Here is an 11,347-nt window from a genome sequence, read left to right on the forward strand (position 1 = left end):
CGGGCGGTGACGGTACGCCGGGCACGTTCCGCCCGATTCCGGGTAACCGGCACCTCTGACCATCCACACGCCGACTCAACATCGAAGAGAGAGCCATGTCCCAAATCACCGCCGCGGACGTCAAGAAGCTCCGCGACCTCACCGGCGCCGGCATGATGGACAGCAAGAAGGCGCTGACCGAGGCCGAGGGCGACTTCGACAAGGCCGTCGAGATCCTGCGCGTCAAGGGCGCGAAGGACGTCGGCAAGCGGGCCGGTCGTACGGCCGCCAACGGTCTGGTCGCCCACTCCGGCAAGGCGCTGCTCGAGCTCAACTGCGAGACCGACTTCGTCGCCAAGACCGAGTCGTTCATCGCGCTGGCCCAGCAGCTGGTCGAGCACGGCGAGCGTTCGGGCGTGAACAACGCCGAGGAGCTGCTCGCCTCCGAGCTGGATGGCAAGGTCGTCGCGGATCTGATCCAGGAGCAGTCCGCCAAGATCGGCGAGAAGCTGGTGCTCAACCGGTTCGCCAAGGTCGAGGGCACCACCGCGGTCTACCTGCACCGCAAGGCCCAGGACCTGCCGCCGGCCGTCGGCGTGCTGGTGTCGTACACCGGTAAGAGCGACGAGGCGGGCGACGCCGACGCCCGTGGCGTCGCGATGCAGATCGCGGCCATGCGGCCGAAGTACCTCAGCCGCGACGAGGTTCCGGCCGACGTCGTGGAGTCCGAGCGGCGCATCGCCGAGCAGACCGCCCGCGAGGAGAACAAGCCCGAGGCGGCTCTGCCGAAGATCGTCGAGGGTCGGGTGAACGCCTTCTTCAAGGACTACGTCCTCGTTGAGCAGGCGTCGGTGGCCGACAACAAGAAGTCGGTGAAGCAGGTGCTGGCCGAGGCCGGCATCGAGGTGACCCGCTTCGTGCGGTTCGAGGTCGGCCAGGCCTGAGCCGCCACCGGGCGCCGCGTGCGTCCGTGGGCGCAAGACGTCGAACGAGGAGGCCGCCGGTGTACGTGACAGGCACCGCGGCCTCCTCGTCACATAGGGTCGGCAGCGGCAGGTTCGCGGTAACGCGTCGCCCGGGGCGTGCGCGTGGGGAAGGCGGGGCGGATGACGCAGGTTGTGAGTGAGCGGACGCTGGCGATGGACGATCCGACGGCGCCGCCGCCCGGACGGGCCCGCCGGGTGGTGCTGAAGCTCTCCGGTGAGGTGTTCGGTGGTGGCGCGATCGGCGTCGACCCGGACGTCGTGCAGGCCATCGCCCGCCAGATCGCGACCGTGGTCCGGCGCGGTGTGCAGGTCTCGGTGGTGGTCGGTGGGGGCAACTTCTTCCGGGGCGCGGAGCTGCAGAAGCGCGGGATGGACCGCGCTCGCGCCGACTACATGGGCATGCTCGGCACCGTGATGAACTGCCTCGCTCTCCAGGACTTCCTGGAGAAGGAGGGCATCGAGACGCGGGTGCAGAGCGCCATCACGATGGCCCAGGTCGCCGAACCGTACATTCCGTTGCGGGCGATCCGGCACCTGGAGAAGGGCCGCGTGGTCATTTTCGGCGCCGGCGCGGGCATGCCGTACTTCTCGACGGACACCGTGGCCGCCCAGCGGGCGCTGGAGATCCGCGCCGACGTGGTGCTCATGAGCAAGAACGGCGTGGACGGCGTCTACACGGCCGACCCGCGGGTCGACCCGACCGCCAGCAAGCTCGACTCGATCACCTTCTCCGAGGTGCTGCGCCGCAACCTCCGGGTGGCCGACGCGGCCGCGTTCAGCCTCTGCATGGAGAACGGCCTGCCGATGCTGGTCTTCGGCGCGCAGGGTGACGACACCATCATCCGCGCGGTGGGTGGCGACAAGATCGGCACCCTGATCACCGCGTGAGCCTGACGACTTTCAGCAGAGCCCACGACGAGCACAGAAGGAGGCGAGGAGACCGGTGATCGACGACACCCTCCTCGAGGCCGAGGAGAAGATGGAGCGTGCGGTTGAGCACGCCAAGGAGGAGTTCGGCGCCATCCGCACCGGTCGCGCCAACCCCGCCATGTTCTCCAAGATCATTATCGACTACTACGGCACGCCGACGCCGCTGACCCAGATGGCGTCCGTCGCGATCCCCGAGCCGCGCATGGCCATCATCAAGCCGTACGACAACTCGCAGATCAACGCGATGGAGAAGGCGATCCGCGACTCGGACCTCGGGGTGAACCCGAACAACGAGGGCAACCAGCTGCGCATCCTGCTCCCGCAGATGACCGAGGAGCGCCGCCGCGACATGATCAAGGTGGCCCGGCACAAGGGCGAGGAGGCCAAGGTGGCCATCCGGAACGTCCGCCGCCGCGGCAAGGAGGAACTGGACCGGATCGTCAAGGACGGCGAGGCCGGCGAGGACGACGGCCGCCGCGCCGAGAAGGAACTCGACGACCTGACGCAGCGCTACGTCGCCAGCATCGACGACCTGGTCAAGCACAAGGAGACCGAGCTGCTGGAGGTCTGAGGCCCGACCCGGCTTCCGCCGGGTGAACGGCCGAAGCGAGGCCCGCCCCCGATCCGGGGACGGGCCTCGCGCCGTCTGGGCGTCAGCGGGGGATCCGGACGGTACGGGTCGTCTCGGTCAGGGTCGTTCCGACGTACGCGTCGTGCAGCTCGAAGCGCACGGTGGCCCGACCCGGATGCAGTACCGGGTCGGCCCGGTAGAAGCCCATCGAGATGCTGGCGGTGCCGCCGTCGCAGACGATCTCGCCGGCGCCGAGGCCGCCGGTGGCCCAGAAGGTCGGCAGGCCGTCCTGGGTCAGCGACGCCGACAGGAAGTACACGCCGGTCGGGCAGTTGCGCACCTCCCCTCGGGCGGTGGCGGCCGGGAACGCCGGCCCCGTGCCGTCGGGACTCCCGTCGTACAGGTAGATCCCGCTGGTGCGGTGGTCGATCCTGATGCTGGCGTCCGGTGTCGCCGCGGTGGCCGGTGGGGCCGCCGTCAGGACGAGGGCGGCCATCGTCAGCACCGCCAGGCTGATTCTGCGCACGAACGTTCCTTCCCCGCTGCTGTCGTATAGACCGCCGGCGGACGCCGGCACACCGACAGCCGACCACCGACGGGTGGCGCGGGTCATCCCCTGTTCGCCCGGATGCTCGGTCGGATAGGCGTCGATGCGCCTGGGGCGGGCGGGGTTGCTCAGGCCGCCGGGCGCCCGCCGCCGTCGTGGCAGCACGGCGACTCGTCGGACCTCGCGCACCGTGACCCGCCAGGGGCCCGGCGGTCACGGGTGCCATCGTCCGCCTCGCCCCGGCGGCGGGTGCAGTAGGCTCGGCAGGATTCCCGGCCACCGGGTGGTGCGCACCGGGAATCGACCGACCACCGGGGCGGTCGAGCCGGAGGAAACAGTCGCGCTTGTAGGGGATGCTTGTGGTCTTGCGTCATGTGGTGGCACTCGCGCTCCGACACGGTGCGTGATGTCCCGCCCCGACCCCTACGGCGGCGAGCCGCGCGGCTGGGATCGGCCGGAGCGCCCGGTCGCCCTGCCCTGGCCCGAGCAGGAGCTTGAGGCGGGCCAGTGGAGCCGCCGGCCGGCCCCCGGGCCCGAGTTGTACGCCGAGCCCCGCACCCGGCCGTACGCCGAGCCGCACCCGGCGGACCCGTACGACGAGCGCGGCCGGACGGTCCGCCCGGACGACCGGGACCGCTTCGACGACGGTGACCGTTTCGACGACCGGGCTCGCTACGGCGACCGCCCCCCGACCGGTGACGCCCCGTCGCGCTACGACGTCCGCGAAGCCGGGCCGCGTTACGACGACCGCGAAGCCCACCCGCGCTACGACGACCGCGACGGGCCCGGCTACGTCCGCGACGCCCACCCGCGCTACGACGACCGGGATGCCGTGTCTCGCTACGACGACCGGGACGTGTCCCGCTACGACCGCCCGGACGCGCCGCCGCGCTTCGACGACGATGACGCTTTCCCGACCGCGCAGCTCGCGCCCATCGGCGCCGAGATCCTGCCGGACGACGACCCGATCGCCGACCCGGAGCCGCCGGTGGGTCGACGTCCGAAGGGGCGCCGACGGGCCAGCGTCGACCGGCCGGCGACCCAGCAGGTGGGTACCGGACGGGCCGGCCGCAACCTGCCGGCGGCGATCGGTGTCGGCCTCGCCCTGGGCGCGCTGATCGTGGTGCCGTTGGCCGTCTACCCGCCGGCGTTCCTGCCGGTGATCGCCGCGGCTGTCGCCATCGGGATCTGGGAGATGGCTCGGGCGGTCCGGCGCAGCGGCGCCCACCCGCCGCTGGTGCCGCTGCTCGCCGGTGGTGTCCTGACCGTGGGTCTGGCCTGGTTCGCCGGCCCGGACGCGCTCAGCCTCGGGCTGCTGGTGACGGTGCTCGGCACGATGATCTGGCGGTTGGGTGACGGCCCGGCCGGCTTCCAGCGGGATCTCACCGCCGCCACCCTGATCGCCGTCTACGTGCCGTTCCTCGCCGGTTTCGCGGCGTTGCTGGCGGCGGCTCCCGATGACGGTCGGCTGCGCATCCTGGCCACGCTGATCGCGGTGGTCCTCTCCGACACCGGCGGGTACGCGGCCGGCGTCTCCTTCGGCCGGCATCCGATGGCCCCGTCCATCAGCCCGAAGAAGTCCTGGGAGGGCTTCGCCGGCTCGGTCACCGCGGCGGCGCTGGGCAGTGCCCTGCTGCTGTGGCTGATGTTCGACCTGGCACCGTGGTGGGGTGCCCTGTTCGGGGTGGCGGTCTCCTGCGCGGCGGTCCTCGGCGACCTCGCCGAATCGATGATCAAGCGGGATCTCGGGATCAAGGACATGAGCAACCTGCTGCCGGGGCACGGTGGCCTGATGGACCGGCTGGACTCGATCCTGTTCGCGGTGCCGACCGCGTACCTGTTGCTGGTGATCTTCGTGCCGGTGGCGGGTTGAGGCATGCGTCACCATGGCCGGAGCGCTGGCGACGGACGCCGAGGGCCGGTTCGACGCCTCCGGACAGGTGCCGAACGCTTCAGGCGTGACACACTGGACCGGCCATGACGAGTCTGCCGCTGATCCCCGCCATCTCGGACGCCCCGACCGCACGCCGGGCCTCCATGCCACCGCAGCACCTGGCTGACCTGGACTTGGCTGGCCGCCAGGCGTTGGTCACCGGGCTGGGTGAACCCGCCTTCCGTGCCAAGCAGATCTCCAACCACTACTTCGGGCGGCTGGTACGCGATCCGCAGGCGATGACCGATCTGCCCGCCGCGACCCGTGCGCGCCTGGCCGACGAGTTGCTGCCCACGCTGCTCACGCCGGTGCGTGAGCTGGCCTGCGACGACGGCGCGACCCGCAAGGCGCTCTGGAAGCTGCACGACGGCGCGTTGGTGGAGAGCGTGCTGATGGGCTACCCGGACCGGGTGACGGTCTGCATCTCCAGCCAGGCGGGCTGCGGCATGGCCTGCCCGTTCTGCGCCACCGGCCAGGCCGGGCTGACCCGCAACCTGTCCACCGCCGAGATCGTCGACCAGGCGGTCTACCTGGCCGGGGTCGCGGCCTCCGGAGCCGTCGCCGGCTCACCGCCGCGGCTGTCGCACGTCGTCTTCATGGGCATGGGCGAGCCGCTGGCCAACTACAACCGGGTCATCGCGGCGATCCGTCGGCTGGTCAGTCCCGCTCCGGAGGGGCTCGGCCTGTCCCAGCGGCACATCACCGTTTCCACGGTCGGCCTGGTTCCGGCCATCCGCCGACTGGCCAGCGAAGACCTCTCTGTGACCCTTGCGTTGTCGTTGCACGCGCCCGATGATGATCTGCGCGACGAACTCGTGCCGGTAAACCAGCGCTGGAAGGTAGCCGAGGTGCTGGACGCAGCGTGGGACTATGCCGCCCGGACGGGCCGTCGCGTGTCCATCGAGTACGCAATGATCAAGGACGTGAACGACCAGCCGTGGCGAGCTGACCTGCTCGGGCGGCTGTTGGCCGGCAAGTTGGCGCATGTGAACCTCATCCCGCTCAATCCGACGCCGGGCAGCCGCTGGGACGCGAGCCCGAAGCCGGTCGAGCGGGAGTTCGTCCGGCGCTTGCGCGACGCGGGAGTCTCCACCACCGTACGGGACACCCGGGGTCGCGAGATCGACGGCGCGTGTGGCCAGCTCGCCGCCGCCGAGGACACCGACACCTTCACCGACCGCGCCGGAGAGGCACCGGCGTGACCGGGCGTGGCGAACGACACCAGGAGACATAGTGGCGAGTCAGGGTCAGCGTTTCCGGCGCAAGGCGGTTCGCCGGGGATACAAGGTCGACGAGGTGGACGCCTTCCTCGACCGGGTCGAGGCGACGCTCGACGGCCGGCAGGTCGGTGCGCCCGTCGCCTCGCAGGAGGTCCACGACGTCGTCTTCCGGGTCCGCTTCAACGGCTACGACGAGTGGCAGGTCGACCTGCACCTGGACCGGGTCGAGCGTCAGCTGGCCGAGTTGGAGGAGCGCAACAGCGCCGGACGCGGCGGCGACCCCCGGATGGGTCCGCCGGACCGGATGGGTCCGCCGATGCGTGACGACCGTGGCGGCATGCTCCCGCAGCCGATGCCTCCCCGACCGATGCCCGCCCAGGCCGGTCCGCCGGCCGATCGCTACGGCCGGTACGACGAGCCCACCGGTGCCTTCGCTGGCGGGTACGACGCGCCTCGGGGCGGCTACGACGCGCAGCGCGGGCCCGGCCCTGGTGGCCCTGGCCCCGGCCCGGGCGGTCCCGGCCCGATGGGGCCCGGTGGCCCGATGGGCGGGCACGGTCTGCCGCCGCGTGGCCTGCCGGCCGGTCCGGGTGGTTACGGTCCGCCGGACGACCAGCGCGTGCCGGGTGGTTACGGTCCGCCGGACGACCAGCGCATGCCGGGTGGCTACGGTCCGCCGGACGACCAGCGCATGCCGAGTGACCAGCGGATGCCCGGTGGCTACGGTCCGCCGGACGACCAGCGGATGCCCGGCGGGTACGGTCCGCCGGACGGTCCGCGGGCGCCCGGTGGCTACCCGCCGCCGCAGGACGAGCCCCGCTTCGACGGCTTCGAGGCCGGCCGGCGCGCCCGCGCCGACATGACCGCCGAGATCCGTATGCCCGAGCGTGATCTACGTGACCTGCGGCGCGGCCCTGCCGGCCCGCCCCCGATGCCTCAGCAGGGCATCGGTGGCCCGCCGATGGCCGGCCCGCCCGCCGTCGCCGGTCCGCCGATGGGTGGCCCGCCGATGGCTGGTCCGCCCGGCAGCGACCTGTACCGGGTCGACCAGATCCGCCGCAGGTTCCAGGTACGTCGATTCGGCAGCGGGTACGACCCGGACCAGGTGGACCAGTTCTTCGAGTCCCTGCTCGGTGGCATGCAGCGTCGCAACCCGATGCCGGTCGACCCGAAGGACCTGGACACGCTCCGGTTCGGTCTGGTGCCCGGCGGCTACTTCGAGGCCGAGGTCGACGCGGCGCTCAAGGACGTGCAGGACATCCTGTTCGGGCGCTGACTCCGACGCGTACACGAACGAGGGCCCGTCCCCTGTGTGGGGGCGGGCCCTCGGCGTTCCCTGGCCGGTCGCCCGGCGGCCGGTCGGGTCAGGAGCGCAGACCGTTGCGCCGCAGCACGGCATCGCCGATCACGATGACCAGCAGCAGCGCGGCGAGGCCGATCAGCCAGATCTCCTCGACCCTGCCTTCGTGGTTGCCGCAGAACGCCATGACGACCAGCGCCAGCGCGGACAGCACCGCGCCGATGCGCCCCGACTTGCGATGCCCGGGCTTGTGCTGGTCCGGCGACGTTACCGGCTCGCTTCCTGCCACTGTCGGTCCTTCCCTCGCGATCGGATCTTTGGTTAGTCTGGCACGCCTCGCGCCGGGGGCGGCGCGGTGGGGGTTTCCCGGCCGTACGGCCCTGCCCGCCCAGGCCGGACGGCACTACGGGCGTCGCGGGGTGGCGGTCAGACTCCCTCCGGTAGCGTTTGGCGTACACCTGATTGTCTGTTTGAGGGGGACTGTGCGGTGCGAGTGACCGGAACCGGGCACGCCAGCATGCGGATCGACACGGCCGCGGGCAGCATCCTGTGCGACCCGTGGGTCAATCCGGCCTACTTCGCCTCGTGGTTCCCCTTCCCGGACAATTCCCTTCTCGACTGGGAGACCCTGGGTCAGGTCGACTACCTGTACGTCTCCCACCTGCACCGGGACCACTTCGACGCGAAGCACCTGCGGGACTACGTCAGCAAGGACGCCACCGTCCTGCTCCCCGAGTTCCCCACCTCCGAGATGGAGGACGAGTTCCGGGCGCTCGGCTTCACGAAGTTCCTGAAGGCGCCAAACGAGCAGGTCGTGGAGCTGGACGGCGGCCTGAAGATCATGATCCAGGCGTTGACCAGCCCGACCGACGGCCCGATCGGCGACTCCTCGCTCTGGGTCGAGTACGACGGGGTGCGGCTGCTGAACCAGAACGACGCCCGCCCCACCGACCTCAGCGTGTTCGCCGAGCTGGGGCACGTGCACGCGCACCTGCTCCAGTTCTCCGGGGCCATCTGGTACCCGATGGTCTACGAGTTGCCGCAGGCGGCGAAGACCGCGTTCGGTAAGCAGAAGCGTGACCGGCAGTTCGACCGGACCTGGCGGTACATCGACGACCTGAAGGCCGATCACGTCTTCCCGATCGCCGGGCCGCCGTGCTTCCTCGACGACGAGCTGTGGCAGTTCAACGACATCTTCGGCGACGAGGGCAACATCTTCCCCGACCAGTCGGTCTTCCTGGCCGAGTACGCCAAGGTCGGCGGCACCAACGGGATCGTGCTGCTGCCGGGCAGCGTCGCCGAGGTCACCACCGAGGGCGCCAGCACCACCCACCCGGTGCCGGTCGAGGAGTTCTTCGCCAACAAGGTCGCGCACCTGGAGGAGATGCGGGAGCGCAAGCGCCCGATCATCGAGGCGGAGAAGGCGTCCTGGCGGCACCCCGAGGTGGACGTGCTCGGCGAGATGAAGCGCCGGATCGAGCCGCTGCTCGACGAGTCGATCTACCTGGCCAAGGGGGTCGGTGGTCCGGTCCGTTTCGACCTGGTCGGCACCGACAGCTCAGGCGGGGAGACCCTTGAATCGATTGTGGTGGACTTCCCGGGCAAGGAGGTCCGGCCGTACGCGGACGAGAAGGTGCGTTACCGGTTCCGGACCGAGCGGTCGCTGATCGAGCACCTGCTCTTCATCGACGAGGTGGACTGGGTCAACTCGCTCTTCCTGTCCTGCCGGTTCTCGGCGGCTCGGATCGGCCAGTACAACGAGTTCGTCTACGCGTTCTTCAAGTGCCTCTCCGAGGAGCGTCTCCAGTACGCCGAGGGCTGGTACGACGAGCACGAGCGCTCCACCGACGCCGAGGACATCACGCTTGGGGACTGGGTGGTGCAGCGCCGCTGCCCGCACCTCAAGGCGGATCTGACCCGGTTCGGCATCGTCGAGGGTGACCAGCTCACCTGCCAGCTGCACGGCTGGCGCTTCGACCTGCCCAGCGGCCGCTGCCTGACGAGCGTCGGCCACAAGGTCCGCGCCCACCGCGTAGACGCGGAAACCCCCGCCCCGGCCGGCGAAGCCCTGACCTGACCCCACCCCACCTCGCGCGTCGATCATGGAGTTGTGGTGCCCGTTGTGCACCATCACGTCACCTTCGTTCACCACCACAACTGCATGATCGACAGCGTGGGGCGTGGGGCGTGGGCGTGGGGGTTAGGGGAGTAGGTCGGTGAGGATTCGGCGGGCGGCGTTGTGGCCGGCCGCGCCGATGACGCTGCCGGCCGGGTGGCAGCCGGCGCTGCCCGCGTACACGCCGTCGATGCCGGTCGAGTACGGCATGCGGTCGGTGAACGAGACGGTGTTGTCCACGTGGTGGATGTGCCCGCCGCTGATACCGAAGTGCGCCTCGATGCCGGGCGGCGGCAGCGGCACCGCGTCGGCGATCAGGTCGGCGGTGCCGGGAGCGTACCGCTCGACGATCGCGACGAGCCGGTCGACGTAGCCGGGCAGTTCCGCGTCCCAGGTGGTGCCGACAAGGTCGTAGGGCACCGACTGGACGAACAGCGCCGACGAGTGGTGCCCGGCGGCGTCGGAGAGCGACGGGTCGACGGTGGTGTGCAGGTACCACTCGATGGTCGGCTCCGCCGGCAGCCGCCCGGCCCGCACGTCGGCCCACATGGCGCGCAGGGCGGTCATCGGCGAGGTGGCGTCCCCGCCGACCAGCGACGCGGAGCCGGGCAGCAGGTGGATGGTCGACCCGAATGGGCTCGGCGCGTCGGCCGGCAGGCAGGAGAAGCGGGGTAGGCCGCGCAGCGCCAGGTTGAGCTTGAGGGTGGTGCCGGGCCGGCGGACCGCCGCCATCTGATCGCCGAGTCGCGCCGGGAGCGCGCCGTCGGGCAACAGGTCCATCAGGGTGTACGGGTCACACGCGCCGAGCACCACCCTCGCCGCTACCTGCCGACCGTCGGCCAGTACGACGCCACTGGCCGCGCCGCCGTCGAGGGTCACCGCGCTCACCGGCGTACCCGTGGCGATGGTGGCCCCGGCGGCGCGTGCGGCGTCGGCGAACGTCCGTGCGACGGTGCCCATGCCGCCCTCGGCGATCATCCAGGTGCCGCCCGAACCGGGTAGCCGGCACATGTTGTGCACCAGGAAGTTGTGGCCCGTCCCGGGGTCGTCCGGGCCGGCGTTGAGGCCGGAGAGGCCGTCGGTGACCGCGTACATGCTGACCAGGAGTTCGGAGCGGAACTCGAAGCGGGCCAGGTAGCCGGCGACCGACCCGCGGACGAGGTCGACGAAGACCTGCCGCAGCGCCGGGCGGACGTGCCGTTCGGCGGTCTCCTCGACGGTCAGCGGCTCGGCCAGCCAGGCCGGGGCGAGGTCCTCGCGCAGCGCGGCCAGCTCGGCCTGCATGGCGTCGTCGGCGGCCACGTCGGCGGGGGAGAAGAACTCGGCGAGCTGCGCCCTGGTGGCGGCCGTGTCACTGCCGAAGAGCAGGTACGGCGAGCCGAGGCCACCCGGCGTGGGCAGGAAGTAGTGCGGGTCGCGGCGCAGCACCGGGATGCGGACGTCGAGGGTGGCGAGCAGCTCCGGTGGCATCAGCCCGAGCAGGTACGAGCCGGTGGAGTGGCGCAGCCCCGGCACCTTGGGGAACGGGTTCTCGGTGCGGGTCGCGCCACCGATCACGTCGGCCGCCTCCAGCACGAGGACGTCCAGACCGGCGCGGGCCAGCAGAACTGCGGAGACCAGACCGTTGTGCCCGCTCCCGACGACGACAACATCAACCCGAGCCGGAACTTCACCACTCATGCCGCCGCAGCCTAGTCCCACCACCGCCCCCTGTGACCCGGTGATCAAGAGGTTGGCGTCAGGAAACGCCGTCCGGATGACGCGA

10 protein-coding genes are annotated in these 11,347 nt (G+C 71.1%); 7 read left to right on the forward strand and 3 right to left on the reverse strand.

Annotated elements, in window-relative coordinates:
* The first annotated feature begins 95 nt into the window (after window positions 1-95).
* The 3 genes from tsf to frr all read left to right on the forward strand — a co-directional run bounded on the left by tsf (window position 96) and on the right by frr (window position 2,466).
* The gene (gene tsf, locus ACTFTM_RS07945; protein ID WP_449565175.1) at window positions 96-923 is read left to right on the forward strand and encodes a translation elongation factor Ts; all 828 of its coding nucleotides are present in this window, start codon (window positions 96-98) and stop codon (window positions 921-923) included.
* Between the two features lie 162 nt (window positions 924-1,085).
* Window positions 1,086-1,853: a UMP kinase gene (pyrH, locus tag ACTFTM_RS07950; RefSeq protein WP_449565176.1), complete on the forward strand. Its 768-nt coding sequence runs from the start codon at window positions 1,086-1,088 to the stop codon at window positions 1,851-1,853.
* A 55-nt stretch (window positions 1,854-1,908) separates the two neighbouring features.
* The gene (gene frr / locus ACTFTM_RS07955; RefSeq protein ID WP_121655235.1) at window positions 1,909-2,466 is read left to right on the forward strand and encodes a ribosome recycling factor; all 558 of its coding nucleotides are present in this window, start codon (window positions 1,909-1,911) and stop codon (window positions 2,464-2,466) included.
* Window positions 2,467-2,548: 82 nt separating this feature from the next.
* On the opposite strand, the gene ACTFTM_RS07960 is transcribed toward frr, so the two are convergent.
* Window positions 2,549-2,992 carry a hypothetical protein gene (locus ACTFTM_RS07960; RefSeq protein ID WP_449565177.1) on the reverse strand — a complete coding sequence of 148 codons (444 nt, stop codon included), beginning with the start codon at window positions 2,990-2,992 and terminating at the stop codon, window positions 2,549-2,551.
* Between the two features lie 427 nt (window positions 2,993-3,419).
* On the opposite strand from ACTFTM_RS07960, the gene ACTFTM_RS07965 reads away from it, so the two are divergent.
* The 3 genes from ACTFTM_RS07965 to ACTFTM_RS07975 all read left to right on the forward strand — a co-directional run bounded on the left by ACTFTM_RS07965 (window position 3,420) and on the right by ACTFTM_RS07975 (window position 7,442).
* Complete coding sequence (locus tag ACTFTM_RS07965) at window positions 3,420-4,886, forward strand: phosphatidate cytidylyltransferase (RefSeq protein WP_449565178.1); 1,467 nt, start codon at window positions 3,420-3,422, stop codon at window positions 4,884-4,886.
* A 104-nt stretch (window positions 4,887-4,990) separates the two neighbouring features.
* Entirely contained in the window at window positions 4,991-6,148 is a 1,158-nt protein-coding gene (gene rlmN / locus ACTFTM_RS07970) for a 23S rRNA (adenine(2503)-C(2))-methyltransferase RlmN (protein ID WP_449565179.1), read from the forward strand.
* A 31-nt stretch (window positions 6,149-6,179) separates the two neighbouring features.
* Window positions 6,180-7,442, forward strand: a complete 1,263-nt coding sequence (locus ACTFTM_RS07975; RefSeq protein WP_449565180.1) for a DivIVA domain-containing protein — start codon at window positions 6,180-6,182, stop codon at window positions 7,440-7,442.
* A gap of 88 nt (window positions 7,443-7,530) precedes the next feature.
* Here ACTFTM_RS07975 and ACTFTM_RS07980 read toward each other — a convergent pair whose 3' ends face one another.
* Window positions 7,531-7,755 carry a DUF2631 domain-containing protein gene (locus ACTFTM_RS07980; protein ID WP_422738790.1) on the reverse strand — a complete coding sequence of 75 codons (225 nt, stop codon included), beginning with the start codon at window positions 7,753-7,755 and terminating at the stop codon, window positions 7,531-7,533.
* Window positions 7,756-7,953: 198 nt separating this feature from the next.
* On the opposite strand from ACTFTM_RS07980, the gene ACTFTM_RS07985 reads away from it, so the two are divergent.
* A complete protein-coding gene (locus tag ACTFTM_RS07985) occupies window positions 7,954-9,543 on the forward strand; it encodes a Rieske 2Fe-2S domain-containing protein (RefSeq protein ID WP_449565181.1) in 1,590 nt (529 codons plus the stop codon).
* Window positions 9,544-9,666: 123 nt separating this feature from the next.
* On the opposite strand, the gene ACTFTM_RS07990 is transcribed toward ACTFTM_RS07985, so the two are convergent.
* Window positions 9,667-11,262 (reverse strand): phytoene desaturase family protein, encoded by a 1,596-nt coding sequence (locus ACTFTM_RS07990; RefSeq protein WP_449565182.1) that lies wholly within the window; start codon window positions 11,260-11,262, stop codon window positions 9,667-9,669.
* Window positions 11,263-11,347: the final 85 nt, after the last annotated feature.

The organism is Micromonospora sp. RB23 (assembly GCF_053585025.1).

Coding starts and splice junctions, on each gene's coding strand:
- tsf (WP_449565175.1), top strand. CDS start 96: ATGTCCCAAATCACCGCCGCGGACGTCAAGAAGCTCCGCGACCTCACC.
- ACTFTM_RS07965 (WP_449565178.1), top strand. CDS start 3,420: ATGTCCCGCCCCGACCCCTACGGCGGCGAGCCGCGCGGCTGGGATCGG.
- rlmN (WP_449565179.1), top strand. CDS start 4,991: ATGACGAGTCTGCCGCTGATCCCCGCCATCTCGGACGCCCCGACCGCA.
- ACTFTM_RS07990 (WP_449565182.1), bottom strand. CDS start 11,262: ATGAGTGGTGAAGTTCCGGCTCGGGTTGATGTTGTCGTCGTCGGGAGC.
- pyrH (WP_449565176.1), top strand. CDS start 1,086: ATGACGCAGGTTGTGAGTGAGCGGACGCTGGCGATGGACGATCCGACG.